Below are 16,464 nucleotides of genomic sequence, written 5' to 3'. Positions count from 1 at the left end.
CCTATGAGCAGAGCACAAGCCATCGCGCAGGCCAGCGCCTATTTCGACCAAGGGCATTTCATGGCAGCGCTGCAAAAGCGGGTCGCCATGCGCACCGAAAGCCAGGAAGCCGCCAGCCGGCCCATCCTGTACCGCTATCTGCATCAGGAAATCGCGCCCGAACTGGAGCGCATGGGCTTCACCTTCGACATCATCGACAACCCCCTGCCAGGCGGGGCGCCGTTTCTGCTCGCCGAACGCCTGGAAGCCGGCGCCGCCTTCACCTTGCTCACCTATGGCCATGGCGATGTCGTGCGCGGCTATGACCAGCAATGGCGGGAAGGGTTGAACCCGTGGGAAATCGTCGTCGAAGGCGAGCGCTGGTATGGCCGCGGCAGCGCCGACAACAAGGGGCAGCACACCATCAACTTCGCGGCGCTGGCGCAAGTCATGCAACTGCGCGGCGGCAAGCTCGGCTACAACGTCAAGGTGATTCTGGAGATGGGCGAAGAAACCGGCTCCCCCGGCCTCAAACAAATCGTCGCGCAGCATGCGCAAAGATTGCAGTCCGATGTGTTCATTGCCTCGGACGGCCCGCGCATCGATGCGTCGACGCCCACCATGTTCCTCGGCTCGCGCGGCGGCTGCAATTTCGATTTGCGCGTCAACGCGCGCGCTGGCGGCCACCACTCCGGCAACTGGGGCGGCCTGCTGCGCAATCCGGGCGTGCGCCTGGCCAATGCCATCGCCTGCCTGATCGATGGCAAGGGGCGCATCCTGGTGCCGAGCCTGCTGCCGGCATCCTTGCCGGCCAGCGTGCGCAATGCGCTGCGCGATGTCAAGGTCGGCGGCGGCCCCGATGACCCGCCCGTCGATGCCCACTGGGGCGAGCCGGGCATGACGCCCGCCGAGCGCGTATTCGGCTGGAACACGCTGGAAGTGCTGGCCTTCAAGACCGGCAACCCGGAAGCGCCGGTCAACGCCATTCCTGGCCACGCCTGGGCGCATTGCCAGATTCGCTTCGTGGTCGGCAGCGACGAGCAAAACTTCATCGCCAACCTGCGCGCACACCTCGATGCGCATGCCTATGCCGACGTGGAGGTGACGCTCTCGGGCGTCCAGTTTTCCGCCACGCGCTTGAACCCCGATGACGAGTGGGTGCGCTGGGGACTGGCGTCGATGCAAAAAACCAGCGCCAAGACGCCCACCTTGCTGCCGAACCTGGGCGGCTCGCTGCCCAATGACGTGTTCTCCGAGGTGCTCGGCCTGCCCACGCTGTGGCTGCCGCACTCCTACCCGGCCTGCTCACAGCATGCGCCGAACGAGCATATACTGGCCAGCGTCTCGCGTGAAGCGCTGCAAATCATGGCTGGCCTGTTCTGGGATTTGGCGGAGCAGGGAGCGCAAGTGCTGGCGCGCAGAAGCGCATCGCATGAATCGTCGCATCGATCATGACCATGCCGGAATCTGCATCATCCCGCATCAGGAGCCCACACATGCGCGCAGCGTTTTGCCAGATATCCGATCTGGACGACATCAAAAGCGAGCTGATCGGCATTCGCCGCCACCTCCACCAGCATCCCGAATTGTCCTATCAGGAAGCCGACACCTCGGCGCTGGTCGCAGCGCGCCTGGAAGGCTGGGGCTATGCCGTCACGCGCCACATCGGCGGCAATGGCGTCGTCGCCACCCTGCGCGCTGGCAGCAGCACGCGCAGCATAGGCCTGCGCGCCGATATGGATGCGCTGCCGATTCACGAGATGACCGGCCTGGCCTACGCCAGCCGGCATCAGGGCAAGATGCACGCCTGCGGCCACGATGGCCACACGGCGATGCTGCTCGGCGCCGCGCTGCAACTGTCGCGCACACGCCAGTTCGATGGCATCGTCAACCTGATCTTCCAGCCCGCCGAAGAAGCCGGTTTCAACAGCGGCGCCGTGCAGATGTTGCAGGATGGCTTGTTCGAGCGCTTCCCCTGCGATGCGATTTTCGGCATGCACAACCACCCCGGCGTTGCCACCGGCGTCTTCATGTTCCGCTCCGGCCCGTTCATGGCGGCTTGCGATACGGTCAAGATCGACATCATCGGCAAGGGCAGCCACGCCGCACGTCCACAACTATCGATCGATCCGCTGGTGACCGCCAGCAGCCTGGTCATGGCGCTGCAAACGCTGGTCTCGCGCAATATCGACCCCATGGATGCGGCGGTGGTGACGGTCGGCGCGCTGCATGCCGGCCATGCGGCCAACGTGATTCCCGAACATGCCACGATGGAATTGAGCGTGCGCTCGTTCAAGCCGGAAGTGCGCGCCTTGCTGGAAAAACGCATCCGCGCCCTGGTGCAGTCGCATGCAGCAGGCTATGGCGCCAAGGCCGAAATCGAGTACCTGTGCGGCTACCCGGTGCTGGTCAATGCCGATGCCGAAACCGAATTTGCCAGGCAGGTTGCGCTGGAGCTGGTCGGGGCAGAAAAAATCATCGCCCCGTTTGATCCGATTGCCGGCAGCGAAGATTTTGCCTACTTCCTGCAACAGCGCCCCGGATGTTTCTTGCGTATTGGCAATGGCGCGGGCAAGCCCATGCTGCACAATGCGCGCTACGACTTCAACGATGACAATGTGAGCCTCGGCGCGGCTTACTGGACGCGGCTGGTGGAGCGCTATTTGCAGGTGCCGTGATCAAGCCGCCATCAGCAACTCCGGCGCGCGATCGAGGCTGTAGCGCGTAAACACCTTGTTCAAGGCCGGCAGCGGCGTGATGTCCATTTCGCGCATCGCAGGCTCCATGATCACCGTGGCTACCGTGGCCGACAAATTGTCGTGGCTGCCCGGGCGCGGCGGACGGCAGACCGACCAGGGCTGGCCGAAGTCGTCGAAGAAGGCATCCTTCAGGTGTTGACGGCTGAGCTTGGGGCCGGCGGCGTTGAGCAGCTTGCGCACACGCCAGTCGCGGTAATGGCTGTCCGGTGAATTGGCAATGCCGATGTCCACCAGTTTGCCCAGCGCAACGGGCGACACCCAGTGGTTGGCATGCACGATCAGCGCATCCGCGCCCGGATAGAGGGGGAAAAACTCATTGGTGGTGCACTCGAAATCGATGCCAAAGCCTTCCGCCATGCCCAGCATGATGTTGTTGGAACAGGATTTTGGCGTGGTGGCGACGACTTTCATCGCCAGTGAAAAAACCTCCTGCTCCAATACCTTGCGGCGAATCAGCGATAGCGGCACGCCGAGTTGCGTGAAGTCGCGGCTCGATTCCAGATAGTTGGCGGTGATGGACACGCCGGCGCTGTTGAAGCCGCTGCGCGCCAGCCCGCCTGCTTCGACGAAGCTCAGAAAATCGGGGCCGTGATCGTTGCGCACGCGCAGCACGATGGCGGTGTCGGTGCACTCGGCGCGCCAGTCCCAGTTCTGGCCGTGCAGCAGGTTGCCGCTGGCCGAGCGTTCGGGCAGGATCAGCGCGCCGGTGCAGCCATCGACCGGTTCTTGCGTCACAGCGGCGCGCGCCTTGGCCAGCACTTCGGTGCGCGCATTGATCATCACGATGTCGGCAAAGTCGACGTTGGCACCTTTGGCGATGCCGCGCATTTCATCGATGTAATGCGGCGCGTAGTCGCCAATCTGCCGGGCAAAAAAATCGATCAGGCGCGCCTGCGCCTGCGCCCCATGGCCGAGCCTGGCCAGTGTCTGGCCGTACAAGGCGATGCTGCCACGGATGCGGTCGGCGGCTTGCTGGCCATATTGCACACCGCGTTCATGCGCGGTGCCGGAGATGGAGATGAAAGGAAACTGTGCGATGGTCGTCGTCATGGTGTCTGGATTCGGGAGTAAATGGTATCGATGCGCCGCGCTGCTGCCCGCTGGCGCGGCGGCTTCAGTCTTTCACGCTGGCGGTCCACATCAGGGGCTTGCCTTCCCAGACGGTGTAGCCGTTCACACGCTTGCGTATGGCCCAGGCGCCTGACGTGTTGTACAGCACGATCAGCGGCGTCTGGCGCATCATCATGGCGTGCAATTGGTCGAACAGCGCCTGGCGTTTTTTGCTGTCGGCTTCGACGAAGCTCTGCACGATCAGCCTTTGCGCATCGGGATCGTCCCAGACCTTGCGCGGCTGCACGGCCTTGCTGCCGGAGAACTGCTCATAACTCAACGCCGGGTCGAGGCGCGAGGAATAGGTGAAGGAACTCATCTGGTAGTTGCCGCTGTTGTAGCGATCGAGTTGCGTGGCCCACTCCAGCACTTCGATCTGCGCATTGATGCCCGCCGCCTGCATCATCGCCTGGCTTAGCACGGCAACGGTGTAGCTCGGCACATGCGCGCGCTTGTTGGCCTGAATCACAATGGGCTGGCCGCGATAGCCGGCCTGTTGCAGCAGCAGTCTGGCCTTGGCCGGGTCGTAGGGGTAGCCCTTTTTTTGCTGCGCGCTGTAAAACAGCGACTTGCCGTGGATGGCCGAGTTGTTGACCTGGGCCAGGCCTTCGGACGCCGCTTCGACGATCTGCCGCATGTCCAGCGATAGCGCGATGGCCAAACGGATGCGTTCATCCTTGAGCACCGGATCATGGGTTTGCATCAGCAAGGTGTTCTTGCTGGCTTCGCCGGGCACGATCACGCGCAGATGGCGATGCGCCCTCAACTCCTTGACATCGGACGAAGTGATCTGGCCGGCATCGATGGCGCCCGATTGCAGGCCGGCCTTGGCGGCAGACAGGTCTGGCACGACCAGAAACTTGACCTGCGCAATCTGCGGCTTCTTCAGGCCGAGATAGCCGTCCGGCTCGTTGCCCGGCGGCGACTGGTAATCCGCGAAGGCGCTCATGGCGACATATTCGCCGCGCTTCCATTCATCGAGCTTGTAGGGGCCGGTGCCGATGGGCTTGTCCCAACTGCCATCTTGCCGCACCGATTTTTTGCTGATCACGGCGGCCATGGCGCAGTCGGTGCGCGCCAGATTGTCCAGAAAAATCGCCGAGGGCTTGTCGATTTGCAGCACGAAGGTTTGCGCATCGGGCGCGCTCGCCGACACCACCCTGGTGCCCGCATGCCCGTCGAAATCGTTCAGGCAGCGCCAGTCGGTTTTGGGATTCATGTAGCGATTCCAGCTCCACAGCACGTCGGCAGAGGTCATGTGCTCGCCGTTGTGGAACTTCACGCCGGTGCGCAGCGTGAAGGTGTAGGTCAGGCCATCGGCGCTGACATCGATGGCCTTGGCCAGCAAGGGTCCGACCGAGCCATTTTCATGGTAGCCGACCAGACCTTCGAGCATGTTGAGCAGCACGCCGTCAGTGGTATTGTCCCGATTGACACCGGGATTGGTGGAGCGGATATCCGCCGGTTGCGCCACCACGATGTGCGCCGGTGCGTGGGTCGATGTTGCCCCCATTGCCCCCATTGCGCTCATTGCAGCCAGCAGCAGGAAAACCGCTGGCGCTGTCAGACGTGGCAGAGAGGTTGAAGGTGGCATGGCGGCTTCCTCGATGAAGGTGGGTGAAGTCTTGTCGATCTTCGTATCGATGGATGAAATTCAGTTCAGCCTGTTTCCCACTCCGTGTGAATCTGCGTCATCCGCGGATTGGAGAATCGATTCATCCGCAGATTGCGCAGAGGGACGCAGATGGCATGGCCTGGTTTCGTCAAAGCGCCACTTGAGTTGCATGCCGCCGCCGGGCGTCGGGAGCAGCACCGGAATGGCCGATAGCAAGGCGCGTGTGTAGGCTTGCTGCGGCTGATCGAAGATGGCATCGCGGCTACCCTGCTCGATGATGCGGCCGTCTTGCATCACCAGCACGCGGTCGGCAATCTGCTCGACCACGCCCAGATCGTGGCTGATGAACAGGCATGAAAAACCGTGGCGCTGCTGCAATTGGGCGAATAGTTCCAGCACTTGTGCGCGCACCGTCACATCCAGCGACGACACCGGTTCGTCGGCAATCACGAACGACGGATGGCGCACCAGCGCGCGCGCAATCGCCACACGCTGGCGCTGGCCGCCGGACAATTCGTGGGCGTGGCGCTCGCCGTATTGGCTGTCCAGGCCCACCTCTTGCAGCATCTGCGCAACGCGCTCGCGCTTGTCGGCGTTCGACATGCCGCCGAGTTGGCGCAGGCCCTCGCCGACCAGTTCGGCAATCGTCATGCGCGGGTCGAGCGAGGAGTAGGGGTCCTGAAACACGACCTGGCAATTGAGCCGGTAATCGCGCCAGCCGGGCGCGCCGCGCCGGGTGGCTTGGCCCTTGAACAGAATCTCGCCCGCGCTCGGTGCGATCAGCCCGGCGATGGCGCGCCCCAGCGTGCTCTTGCCGGAACCGGAGCCGCCGACGACGGCGACGATTTCTTGCGGCTGCACCGTCAGGTCGATGCCATGCAGAACGCGCCTGGCGGCAGTGCTTGCAAACAGGCGCGGATGACAGGCGTAATCGACCGCCAGACGACGCACTTCGATCAGCGCCGGCGCTTGCACTTTCACTTGCGGCAGCGGGCGTGCCGGCTGACGGCGCGGAATTGCCGCCAGCAGCTTGCGCGTGTAGTCCTGCGTCGGCGCCGCCAGCAGCGCGGCGGTATTGCCCGCTTCGATCACGGCGCCCTGTTGCATCACGATGAGGCGTTCGGTGTAGCGCGCCACCATCGGCAAGTCATGGCTGATGAGCAGCACGGCGGTATTGCGCTCGCGGGTGAGCTTGACCATCAGTTCCAGCACATCGCGCTGCACGACCGCGTCCAGCGCCGTGGTCGGCTCGTCGGCAATCAGCAGGGCCGGCTCCAGCAGCATCACCGAAGCCAGCATCATGCGCTGGCGCATGCCGCCGGAAAACTCGTGCGGCCATGCCGCCAGCGCCGCCTGGGGGATGCCGACCTGGGCCAGCATCTCCAGCACCCGTTCGCGGCGCATGGCCTTGCTCCATTGCGGGCGATGCAGGGCCAGACCTTCCTCGAGTTGGGCGCCGATGGTCGCAGAAGGGTTGAGTGAACTCATTGGCTCCTGAAACACCATGCCGATATGCGCACCGCGCAGCGAGCGCAGATGCGCCCGGCTGGCCGGCGCGAGGTCCTGGCCTGCAAACACGATGCTGCCGGCCGTGCGCACCAGCGGCAAAGGCGTCAGTCCCATGATGGCACGCGCCACCTGCGTCTTGCCGCTGCCGGATTCGCCGACCAGACCGACGAATTCACCGGCGCCAACGGAAAAGGAAACCTCCCGCACGATGGCCCGGCCACGGGCAGCGATGCTCAGGCCGGAGATTTCCAGCAAGCCGTGCCTGGCGTGATCGAGGTGATCGGCAGGCGCCGTCATGGCAGACCTTTCATGCGCGGGTCGAGCAGATCGCGCACGGCGTCGCCGAGAAAATTGATGCCCAGCAGCGTGAGCGCGATGCACAGTCCGGGAAAGATCGACAGATAGGTCGCCTGCGCCATGTAAGGCCGCGCCGACGCCAGCATATTGCCCCAGGTCGGCGCCGGCGGCGGCACACCCAGGCCGAGGAAGGACAGCGCGCTCTCGGCCAGGATGACCCAGCCGAACATGGATGTCGCCAGCACCGTCAGCGGCGCAATGCAGTTCGGCAAAATGTGGCGCAACATGGTGTACAGCTCGGAGTTGCCGAGCACACGCGAGGATGCGATGAACTCTTTCTCGCGCAGCGACAACACCGTGCCACGCACGATGCGCGCGACCGATGGGGTATAGGCCAGGCCCAGCGCGAGGATGATGCCGTACTGGTTGGCGCCGAGCACGGCCAGCAGGGCCAGCGCCAGCAACAGGCCGGGAAAGGCCAGCAGCGCATTGATGAACGCCATCACGATACGGTCCGGCCAGCCGCGCACGAAGCCGGTGACGACACCGATGCCGGTGCCGGCGACGATGGCCAGCAGCACGGTGAGCAAGCTGATCCACAGACTGTTGGCAGCGCCCGACATCAGGCGCGAGAGTTCATCGCGGCCAAATTCGTCCGTGCCCAGCGGCCATTCGGCGCCGGGTGGCTGCAAGCGCGCCGAGAAACTGATCTTCAGCGGATCGTGCGGCGTCCACACCAAGGCCAGCAGCGCCGCCCCCAGCATGAGCGCGATGAGCAGCAGACCGAGCAGCGCTTGCGGTGTGCAAAATTTTTTCATTCGGCCAGCACCCGCGGGTCAAAGAAGGGATAGCACAGATCGATCACCAGGTTGGTCAGCACATAGACCACGGCCACCAGCAACAGACATCCCTGAATCACCGGATAGTCGCGCGCAAAAATGGCATCCACCAGCAAACGGCCAAGGCCGGGAACGGTGAACACGGTTTCCACCACGGCCGCGCCGCCGAGCAGATTGCCCAGCACCAGACCGATCAGGGTCCAGGTCGGGCCAAAGGAATTGCGCAAGGCGTGGCGCAGCATCACCGCATGTTCAGGCAGTCCCTTGGCGCGGGCGTGGGTGATGTAATCCAGCCGCAATACTTCCAGCGTGCTGGCGCGTGCCATGCGGATGAGCACGCCGATTTCATGCAGGAACAGCGTCATGATCGGCATCGCCAGATACAGCAGGCCGCCCTTCCAGTCGCTCATGACAGAGACATAGCCCACCACCGGCAGCCATTCCAGTTTCAAGCCAAAAAACAGCAACAGCAACAAGCCCAGCCAGAACGTCGGCAGCGACACCAGCAAGGTGGCCGCACCGATCAAGGCCAGGTCGGGCAGGCGATTTTGCTGCCACGCGGCGATCATGCCGGCGGGCACGGCGACCAGCGCAGCGAGCAAGACGGCCAGCACAACGATCTGCGCGCTCACCAGAAAGCGGCTCGTCACCAGTTGCAACACCGGCTCGCCAGTGGTGATCGAAACGCCGAGGTCGCCGCGCAGGGCATGGCCGCCCCAGACACCAAATTGCGCGAGCCAACTCTGATCCAGCCCCAGATGCGCGCGCAACTCAAGCAGACGCGCCGTGTCAGCCAGATCACCGAGCAGCAGTTGCGCCGGGTCGCCAGGAATGAGGCGGATGAGCACAAAAACGGCAACCGCGACAATGAACAAGGTGGGCAAGGCCATGAGCAAGCGATCGAGCGTGAAACGAAGCATGCGTCGGGTTCTCTGCGTTGAAAAACGAAGTTGCTCAAGAGTTGCGCAAGACTGGCGCGCAGCAGCACGGCCTCGCACCTTGTCGACACAGGCAAACCCCGGCTTCGGGCTGCTTGCCATGCAAGTCGCGTTTTGATTATGTGATGAGCAAGGGAGAATAAAAATGCAGAAATCATTTAGCGAAAGGCAAGGAGAAACCAGCCCCCGCGCAGCGCACAGCCCGGACTAAAATCATCTGCGGCCTTGCAAATAGCCGCCATGAAACCGCCATGGCTGCGGGTTTGCGCGGGGCAATCCACGCCCCATCCGGGCGCGCCAGCGCGCAGATGGATGGTCGCCGCGCCTAAAGAATTTCTTTATCATGCGCCCATGAGCACCATCCGATTTCTTCGCACCTTCGTGGCTGCCGCGCATGGTGGCTCTTTTGCCGCTGCCGCCGACCGGGTTGCGCTGACCCAGGCGGCGGTCGGCCAGCAAATGCGCGCACTCGAAGCAGAATTGAGGACCACGCTATTCGACAAAACCGGGCGCAACATGGCCCTGACACCCGCCGGACATCTGCTGCTGCCGCGCGCGATGGATTTGCTCGGTCAATACGACGCCCTGCGCCGCGACGTGCAAGACCAGCAATCGATTGCGGGCACGCTCAAGCTCGGTTCGCCAATCACCGGCATGGGCCTGCTATCGACGACCCTGGCCGAACTCAAGTGCCGGCATCCCGACCTGGAAGTGGAATTGCGCGTGCAGGACCAGTCGCGCCTGGTGGACGATGTTGTCAGCGGCGCGCTGGATGCGGCGCTGGTGGTCGAACGCCAGTGGCCCCAGGGCCTGCTGTGGACGCAATGCTATGCCGAGACGCTGACGGTCATTGCAAACGCCAGCATAGCCGACGCCGACACCAGCATCGCCAGCCTGTTTGCCGCGCACCCCTTCATCCGTTTCGACCACCGCACGCCGACCGGCGCGCACATCGACAAGATCATGCGCGACATGCGCTTGGTGCCAAATGAATTCCTCGAACTCAATTCCCTGTTATCGATCATCGAACTGGTGCGCAAGAACGTCGGCTTCACCATGGCACCGCTGCTCAAGAACTTCGACTGGGAAAGCGATTCCTGCCTGCGCGTCCTGCACTTGCCAAGCCGTCCCATCGCGCGCCGCCTGGGCATCCTGGAAAACGGCCGCCGCAGCCGCATCACCGGCGTGGTGCGCGAAGAACTGCTGGAGCAGTTGCGGCGCATGCCTTGAGCGGGTTGTGGCTTGAGGTTCAGGCGTGGATGCGTGGTTAGGACAGCGCCGTTTCGTGCCTAACCTGCCTGAGCGCAAAGCTCGAACGGGTGTTTTTGATGCCGGGGATTCTGGTCAAATGATTGAGGGTGGAAGAGTATGCAATGCAAGCGTATTCGCAGGATTTACGAGATAGGGTACTGAGGGCGATGAAATGAGGAAATCGTCCTGCCGATATTGCCAAGCGTTTTGAAGTCAGTCGAGAATGGGTGTACCAAGTTTCAAAACGGAGTGGCAGCATTGGCCTGCTTGCAGTGGAACTGCTGGCTCCGGGTTGACGCAACCCAGGGACGCACTGATTTATTCGCAGCCAGATAGTGCGCAATGACCGATGCTGATTTATCCAGCGCCTCCCTGAGGTCGGCGCGCGCCAGCCGCCCCGCGCCGCGCATCAATCCACACGCGGCGCGGCCTCAAACAGTCCGCGCATGACGACGACAGCCTCTTCGATCTGCCGGGGGGTGTAGGCCGCAAAGCCCATCACGATGCCTACCTGCTCGACCGGCGCAATGCTGAAGCGGCTGATCGGGGTGAGCGTCACGCCCTTCCTGGCGGCGGCAGCGCACAGGGCTTCCAGGTCGATGCTGCATTTCAGGTAGGCGCAGGTGTGCAGGCCGGTCTGGGTGGGCGCCACTTTCAGCCAGGGCGACAGGTGGGTGTTCAAGGCCAGCACCAGCGCGTCGTAGCGTTCCTTGTAAAGTTTGCGCATGCGCCGGATGTGGGTGGCGAAATGCCCTTCGCTGATGAATTCGGCGACGATGGCTTGCAAGTGCGTTGGTACGCCCGGAGAAAACGCTTCCAGACTGGTGCAAAAGAGAGGCACCAGTGGCGGCGGCGCCAGAATGAAGCCTAATCGCAGCGAGGGAAAGAGCGATTTGCTGAAGCTGCCAACATAAATCACACGCCCGCCGCGGTCCATTTCCTTGAGTGTGGGCAGGGGAGTGACGCAAAAATCGCCCACCCAGTCATCTTCGATAATCCAGGCGTCGCCCGCTTCGGCTGCCTGGAGCAGCGCAAAGCGCCGTTCCAGACTCATTTTGACGCCCAGGGGCTGCTGGTGCGATGGCGTGACAAAGGCCAGTTTGAACGATGGTGCCAGACGCAGGCCGTGCTCGACTTGCAGGCCGCATTCATCGACTGGCACGGCCAGCACGTTGGCGCCGGCCAGCATGAAGCAGTTGCGTGCGCCGATGTGTCCTGGGTTTTCGAACCACACGGTGTCGCCCGCGTTGATCAGCATTTCTGCGATCAACTGGAAGGCGTATTGGGCGCCGCCGACGATGAATATCTGCCGGGCATGGCAGGCGATGCCGCGGTTGATGCGCAAATGGGTGGCGATGGCTTCGCGCAGGTGCAGGTCGCCGTGCGGGTCGGGATAGCTCAACAGCGGACTGCGCGAGTTGCGCCAATATTTGCCGGACAACCTCAACCACTGCGCCATCGGAAAGGCGTCGAAGGCGGGTGTGCCGGTCGTGAACGGTTGGTATTTGTGCACCAGGCGCGAGCCGAAATGCTTGGCGATGGCAATGGCCTGCGTCAGTTTGGCGCTGGCGATGGATTCGATGTCCAGGGGCGCATCGACCGGCGCCACACGCGCATGCAGGGCCTGGCTGACGTGGGTGCCGGCACCGACCCGCGACTCCAGCAAACCCTCTGCCACCAGCCGCTCGAAGGTTTCGACGATGGTGGCGCGCGCCACGCCCAACTCGCTTGCCATCGTGCGCGTCGATGGCAGGCGGTCGCCCGCCGAGATGGCGCCATCCAGCATCAATTCCTTGAACTGCCGGTAGATCTGGGTGGACAGAGACTGCGCGCCGTTGCGATCCAGGGCGATGGACTGTAGCAGCATGCCCCGTGAGCGTTTGACCATTATTTTTGCGTGCCGCTTTGAAAAGGGGTTTGATTCAGGCGTTTTGAATGCGTGCCGGCATAATGATAACCCCTTCGATATCGTCGCGAAAATCCGGCACGCCATGCAGTCTGCACATTACACAGGCCGCTTCGCGCCCTCGCCCTCCGGCCCGCTGCACGCAGGTTCGCTGGTTGCGGCCATGGCCAGCTATCTGGATGCGCGCGCGCATCAGGGGCGCTGGTTGTTGCGCATGGAAGATGTCGACGAAGCGCGCACCGTGCAAGGCGCCGCGCAAGATATCGCCGCGAGCCTGTCGCAACTGGGCATGCACTGGGATGGCCCGGTGCTGGTGCAAAGCCGGCGCCAGCAGCATTATCAACGCGCCTGCGCACAACTGGGCGAGCGGGTCTATGCCTGCGGCTGCACACGCAAGGAAATTGCCGATTCACGCCTGGGCATGGCTGCCGACGGCGCTGCCATCTACCCCGGCACCTGTCGCAGCGGGCTGGCCGCAGGCAAGCGGGCGCATGCGCTGCGCGTGCGTGTGCCGGAGCCGGGGCAGGCGTTGGAGCAGATCGATTTCGAAGACCGCTGGCAGGGTTGGCAACGCCAGCATCTGGCCAGCGCCGTCGGCGACTTCGTGCTCAGGCGCGCCGATGGTTTCTGGGCCTATCAATTGGCGGTGGTGGTTGACGATGCCGAGCAGGGCGTGACCCACATCGTGCGCGGCGCCGATCTGCTGGGTTCCACGGCACGGCAAATTTATCTGCAATCCTTGCTCGGTTATCCGACACCGACCTATTTGCATCTGCCGCTGGTCACCCATGCCGATGGTGAGAAACTGTCCAAGCAAAACGGCGCGCAAGCGCTGAACCTGAATCGGTCACTGACTTTGCTGCACGAGGCGGCAAGGTTTCTGGGGCTGGAGGTGGCCAGGGTGGATGGCGTCGCCGCGTTTTGGGAACTGGCGGTGTTGGCCTGGCGGCGGCGTTATCTTTAGGGCAGGGCGCGCATCAAAAAATCGGCCACCAGCGCATGCACACGAGACAAGGTGTCTGGCCCATCATCGGCGCCTGCATTCTGCGAGGGCGAGTGTGGGTTGATGGACATGAACACGAAATGGTCGCCAGGGACGATGTGGTGCTCCGCCCGGGTAGCCGACTTGAAAAAGCGCGCATCGTTGGGGTATTTCAAGAGCATATCCTGCTCCCCCTGCAACAGCAGCACGGGGATTTTGATACTTTCAATCCCCTGCCTCCTGGTAAACAGCGTCGCACCGGGCGGTGCCATCGCGACGACGGCACGCGCGCGCATCTCCCGATAATCCGAGCGCTTCCTTCCGTTGTCCAGGTTCGCGTTCGGCAGCGGGTTGATTTGGTAAGCCGAGGCAGAGCACATCGCGCTGTTCCGAATGGGCGCGGCAGTAATCATCCAAGGCCAATGAGGACGGGCGCGCACCGCCAACGGTCAAGGCCGTGTAGCCACCCGCCGAAAACCCCATTGCGACAATGCGGCTGCGGTCAACCAAGACGGCAAATTGCGATGCGAGCAAGGTATCCAGCGCCGCCGACCATTCCTTCGGACGTGACTGCCAGACAGCAAGGGTTGAACTGCTGCGGGAATTGCTGACGTCAGCATTGTCGTGAATGAGCGCCAGCACAACGCAACCACGACGGGCAAAATAGCGCGCCGTCTTCCAATGCGACATCGACCAGCCGCCTGAGCCATGCGAGAAAACGATCAGCGGATGCGGGTCGGGCAAGGGTGGCGCATCTTTGCCTGCTTCGATCCGCAAACGGCCTATGCTCACTTCATGTTTCGGTGTATTGGGTTGGGTACCCAATGAAACTGGGCGGACTTGCGCATCGTCGACCCTCAGGTCCGGCAGTCGACTAAAGCCGGCCTGCGACGTTGGCGCCGCGGCCATCGACGCGGTGCTCACCAGTGTCAAAACCAGACGCCCCTGCGCACCGGCTGGCGCCATGACAGCCGCGCACTATGGCATAGTTTTTTCAGCATTTTCAGGTCGGTGGTAGCCCGCGTCACATCGTTTTGCCACCACTGGCTTGGTCGATCTGCGTCAGCACCTCGGCATGCGCCTGCTACTCCTGCGCATTGCGCGCAACACCGACAGAACCAGAGCACGCCCATCAATCACTGGCAGTTGCCGGCAGGTCAATCGTGTCGAGTAATTTTGAAGCGGAGACGGCGACCGGGCTGTCTGCGATGGTGGGCGAGGGCGTCAACCACGGCAGCGTCACACGGTTTCTGTCAGGCAAAGACTACACGGCAAAGGGCCACGGCAGGCAGCATGGCCAGACAGGTCGAGAGTGCTGATGGCGTGCTGATCTTTGGCGATCCCATTCAGGAAAAGGCATGGACAGGCGCGAGCGAATAGACCTGCTGGCATGGCGCCCATTGCACAGGCCATGCGGTGCGCGGCCTCAGCCGGCTGACCGCGCTGTACCGCGTCAACGCTCGCTCGATAGCTGTTGCATCAAGTTGCGGATGATGGTCTACAGCAAGGAAATGGCTGGGTTCCCGACCAAAGTGGCTCGTCAATGCCTCCCACAGTGCCTGCGCACAGCTGAGGCAAATGCAGGTGGCACCATCGCGCCGCGCAACATCAGTTAGAATCCAAGGCCTTGGCCCGGTAGCTCAGTCGGTAGAGCAGAGGACTGAAAATCCTTGTGTCGGTGGTTCGATTCCGCCCCAGGCCACCACTATTCAGCGCCCAACCGTTCTCGGTTGGGCGTTTTCGTTTGCGGCTTCCACACAGCACGCGGGCTTCCGGGCCGTTCTGCGTGTGCCGCCAGTCGTCGGGCAAGGGGCGACACCGTGCCTGGTTCGCCCCTGTTCCGCCCTATCTTCTCTCGAAACCTGCGCCAACTTCTTCGCCGAGGCACACGCAGGCAGTGTTGTCCATCAAGCACTTGTGCGTGTGCCGCCGGGAATGGTTTGCCTGCGTGTTTGCACGAGCGGAGTCGCTGTGCAACATGCGAGGCCAGCCCCAGGTCATCCTTTGGGCGGGAACGGATCGTCGCCGTAGCTGTTGCGCTCACGGATCTGCCCGTCTCGTCCTTGGATGAGCAACTCACTCTGTTGGTTGATGGCAATCCCGCGCGCGCGGTCAATCGCCTCTCGTTGGGTGTCATGAATGGATGTGATGCGGTCGTTACCTTCTCCGCGCACACCCCACTGATCACCGCCATTGATGGGGACAACCCACTGGTTTTTTCCGGTCATTTCAAGCACTCCAAAAATGTGAGAACACAGGCTCTTGACGTCGGCGCGAGCCTCGGCGCATCGGGTGGTGAGTTCACGTCATGGAAGTCTCCTTTCTCGATGTTTGATCTCATGGGATCGAGGGATCACGCCAACGCGACCGCCGCCCACGGCATCGCGTACAACCCCGCGCGTTGCTGCGTGACCACCAGCACACCGTAGGCTGCATGTTGCGCCGTAGGCTCCAGCTTGCCCTTGTCCTTCGCCTTGATCTTGAACAGGTCGCTCGGCTTGGCGCTGCCCAGACCCGCGCGCTGCATGATCCGATCTGCCGTTGTGGCCTCGCCCTTGAACGACCACAGCGCGCCCAGCACCTTCGCCTGACCGTCAGTGAATTGAATCGGCGTGCCGTCGCCGTCCGGAAGCGTCACCCACCTGAAGTCTGCCGAGAACGGCCCGTTCACCGGTGCGGCCGGATCGGCGACCGCCGGTTCCGGGGGCGGTGAAGGCGTGCCAATGAGCGCGATGCCGCCGCCGTAGAACGTAAAACGCTCCTCCAGCACCAGCCACTCGACGCCGGTACCGAAGGGCGATCCGCGCGTCTCGCGCGGCCTTGGCGTGATCACGCGAATGCCCCCTCCTGCCACGCGCACCCGATCCAGTAACGCAGGTTCTTGCAGCACCCGTGTCAGATCACGGGCCAGCAGCACTGGGGAACAGCGGGCATCGCCGAGCCGCCATACGCCGTCGCCCAGATCATCGATGCCGTCGCGGCTCTCGATGCCAAGCGCGAGGCGCATCTTCTGCCGCAGCCAGTCCTCGTCCAGGATCAACGCTGCCCCATCGTTCGCTTCGACGGCCACTGGCCCACAGTCGGGACATCGGCACATCCGCCCGCCGCGACCATCACCCCACACCTGCGCCCGATGTTGCTGGCAATGGGGGCAGAGCACGAACGACTGATCCACCGTCGTTGGCTTGACCGCCTTGCCGAGCACGGAGAGCGCGGCAACCTCACGCGGCGGCAGCATCGCGCTTTCCTTGAGGCGGAAAAATGTTAACGTCCCGGCGG

General features: G+C 63.0%; 14 protein-coding genes, 1 tRNA gene and 1 pseudogene. 5 read left to right on the top strand and 11 right to left on the bottom strand.

From position 1 onward, the window contains the following. Positions 1-3: 3 nt before the first annotated feature. Both VEIS_RS22905 and VEIS_RS22900 read left to right on the top strand, forming a co-directional pair. Positions 4-1,434 carry a M20 family metallopeptidase gene (locus tag VEIS_RS22905; RefSeq protein WP_011812402.1) on the top strand — a complete coding sequence of 477 codons (1,431 nt, stop codon included), beginning with the start codon at positions 4-6 and terminating at the stop codon, positions 1,432-1,434. A 41-nt stretch (positions 1,435-1,475) separates the two neighbouring features. Next, positions 1,476-2,657 carry a M20 aminoacylase family protein gene (locus tag VEIS_RS22900; RefSeq protein ID WP_011812401.1) on the top strand — a complete coding sequence of 394 codons (1,182 nt, stop codon included), beginning with the start codon at positions 1,476-1,478 and terminating at the stop codon, positions 2,655-2,657. Here the strand turns inward: VEIS_RS22900 and VEIS_RS22895 are convergent, their stop codons facing one another. The 5 genes from VEIS_RS22895 to VEIS_RS22875 form a co-directional block, all read right to left on the bottom strand. After that, complete coding sequence (locus VEIS_RS22895; RefSeq protein ID WP_011812400.1) at positions 2,658-3,788, bottom strand: C45 family autoproteolytic acyltransferase/hydolase; 1,131 nt, start codon at positions 3,786-3,788, stop codon at positions 2,658-2,660. Between the two features lie 64 nt (positions 3,789-3,852). Beyond that, positions 3,853-5,442 (bottom strand): ABC transporter substrate-binding protein, encoded by a 1,590-nt coding sequence (locus tag VEIS_RS22890; protein WP_011812399.1) that lies wholly within the window; start codon positions 5,440-5,442, stop codon positions 3,853-3,855. Between the two features lie 60 nt (positions 5,443-5,502). Next, the gene (locus VEIS_RS22885; protein ID WP_011812398.1) at positions 5,503-7,269 is read right to left on the bottom strand and encodes a dipeptide ABC transporter ATP-binding protein; all 1,767 of its coding nucleotides are present in this window, start codon (positions 7,267-7,269) and stop codon (positions 5,503-5,505) included. Continuing rightward, entirely contained in the window at positions 7,266-8,087 is an 822-nt protein-coding gene (locus VEIS_RS22880) for an ABC transporter permease (protein WP_011812397.1), read from the bottom strand. Before VEIS_RS22880 ends, VEIS_RS22885 begins: the two co-directional genes overlap by 4 nt. Further along, positions 8,084-9,028, bottom strand: coding sequence for an ABC transporter permease (locus VEIS_RS22875; protein ID WP_011812396.1), 945 nt, complete (start codon positions 9,026-9,028; stop codon positions 8,084-8,086). Before VEIS_RS22875 ends, VEIS_RS22880 begins: the two co-directional genes overlap by 4 nt. Positions 9,029-9,397: 369 nt before the next feature. On the opposite strand from VEIS_RS22875, the gene VEIS_RS22870 reads away from it, so the two are divergent. Then, positions 9,398-10,276: a LysR family transcriptional regulator gene (locus tag VEIS_RS22870; protein WP_011812395.1), complete on the top strand. Its 879-nt coding sequence runs from the start codon at positions 9,398-9,400 to the stop codon at positions 10,274-10,276. Positions 10,277-10,313: 37 nt separating this feature from the next. Here VEIS_RS22870 and VEIS_RS30925 read toward each other — a convergent pair. Both VEIS_RS30925 and pdxR read right to left on the bottom strand, forming a co-directional pair. After that, positions 10,314-10,403: pseudogene (locus tag VEIS_RS30925) on the bottom strand (ArsR family transcriptional regulator); the annotation flags it as partial. Positions 10,404-10,706: 303 nt separating this feature from the next. Then, complete coding sequence (gene pdxR, locus VEIS_RS22865; protein ID WP_011812394.1) at positions 10,707-12,185, bottom strand: MocR-like pyridoxine biosynthesis transcription factor PdxR; 1,479 nt, start codon at positions 12,183-12,185, stop codon at positions 10,707-10,709. 103 nt (positions 12,186-12,288) lie between these two features. Between pdxR and gluQRS the strand changes: the two genes are divergently transcribed. Beyond that, the gene (gene gluQRS / locus VEIS_RS22860) at positions 12,289-13,167 is read left to right on the top strand and encodes a tRNA glutamyl-Q(34) synthetase GluQRS (RefSeq protein WP_011812393.1); all 879 of its coding nucleotides are present in this window, start codon (positions 12,289-12,291) and stop codon (positions 13,165-13,167) included. Here the strand turns inward: gluQRS and VEIS_RS29340 are convergent. Together VEIS_RS29340 and VEIS_RS29335 are read right to left on the bottom strand one after the other, a co-directional pair. Further along, complete coding sequence (locus VEIS_RS29340) at positions 13,164-13,394, bottom strand: hypothetical protein (RefSeq protein WP_157048644.1); 231 nt, start codon at positions 13,392-13,394, stop codon at positions 13,164-13,166. The two genes, gluQRS and VEIS_RS29340, sit on opposite strands and share 4 nt — an antisense overlap. Positions 13,395-13,410: 16 nt before the next feature. Continuing rightward, complete coding sequence (locus VEIS_RS29335; RefSeq protein ID WP_157048643.1) at positions 13,411-14,118, bottom strand: alpha/beta hydrolase family protein; 708 nt, start codon at positions 14,116-14,118, stop codon at positions 13,411-13,413. A gap of 696 nt (positions 14,119-14,814) precedes the next feature. On the opposite strand from VEIS_RS29335, the gene VEIS_RS22850 reads away from it, so the two are divergent. Continuing rightward, positions 14,815-14,890, top strand: a tRNA-Phe gene (locus VEIS_RS22850). A gap of 292 nt (positions 14,891-15,182) precedes the next feature. On the opposite strand, the gene VEIS_RS22845 is transcribed toward VEIS_RS22850, so the two are convergent. Continuing rightward, positions 15,183-15,413: a DUF2188 domain-containing protein gene (locus VEIS_RS22845; protein ID WP_041950296.1), complete on the bottom strand. Its 231-nt coding sequence runs from the start codon at positions 15,411-15,413 to the stop codon at positions 15,183-15,185. A gap of 125 nt (positions 15,414-15,538) precedes the next feature. Beyond that, positions 15,539-16,423, bottom strand: coding sequence for a hypothetical protein (locus VEIS_RS30020; RefSeq protein WP_011812392.1), 885 nt, complete (start codon positions 16,421-16,423; stop codon positions 15,539-15,541). Positions 16,424-16,464 lie beyond the last annotated feature (41 nt).

The organism is Verminephrobacter eiseniae EF01-2 (assembly GCF_000015565.1).
Lineage (GTDB): Bacteria > Pseudomonadota > Gammaproteobacteria > Burkholderiales > Burkholderiaceae_C > Acidovorax > Acidovorax eiseniae.
The sequence above is the reverse complement of the archived record's forward strand: the minus strand, read 5'-3'. Positions and strand labels throughout refer to the sequence as shown.

Coding starts and splice junctions, on each gene's coding strand:
- VEIS_RS22890 (WP_011812399.1), bottom strand. CDS start 5,442: ATGCCACCTTCAACCTCTCTGCCACGTCTGACAGCGCCAGCGGTTTTC.
- pdxR (WP_011812394.1), bottom strand. CDS start 12,185: ATGGTCAAACGCTCACGGGGCATGCTGCTACAGTCCATCGCCCTGGAT.
- VEIS_RS22875 (WP_011812396.1), bottom strand. CDS start 9,028: ATGCTTCGTTTCACGCTCGATCGCTTGCTCATGGCCTTGCCCACCTTG.
- VEIS_RS22880 (WP_011812397.1), bottom strand. CDS start 8,087: ATGAAAAAATTTTGCACACCGCAAGCGCTGCTCGGTCTGCTGCTCATC.
- gluQRS (WP_011812393.1), top strand. CDS start 12,289: ATGCAGTCTGCACATTACACAGGCCGCTTCGCGCCCTCGCCCTCCGGC.
- VEIS_RS22905 (WP_011812402.1), top strand. CDS start 4: ATGAGCAGAGCACAAGCCATCGCGCAGGCCAGCGCCTATTTCGACCAA.
- VEIS_RS22870 (WP_011812395.1), top strand. CDS start 9,398: ATGAGCACCATCCGATTTCTTCGCACCTTCGTGGCTGCCGCGCATGGT.
- VEIS_RS22900 (WP_011812401.1), top strand. CDS start 1,476: ATGCGCGCAGCGTTTTGCCAGATATCCGATCTGGACGACATCAAAAGC.
- VEIS_RS30020 (WP_011812392.1), bottom strand. CDS start 16,423: ATGCTGCCGCCGCGTGAGGTTGCCGCGCTCTCCGTGCTCGGCAAGGCG.
- VEIS_RS22845 (WP_041950296.1), bottom strand. CDS start 15,413: ATGACCGGAAAAAACCAGTGGGTTGTCCCCATCAATGGCGGTGATCAG.
- VEIS_RS22895 (WP_011812400.1), bottom strand. CDS start 3,788: ATGACGACGACCATCGCACAGTTTCCTTTCATCTCCATCTCCGGCACC.
- VEIS_RS22885 (WP_011812398.1), bottom strand. CDS start 7,269: ATGACGGCGCCTGCCGATCACCTCGATCACGCCAGGCACGGCTTGCTG.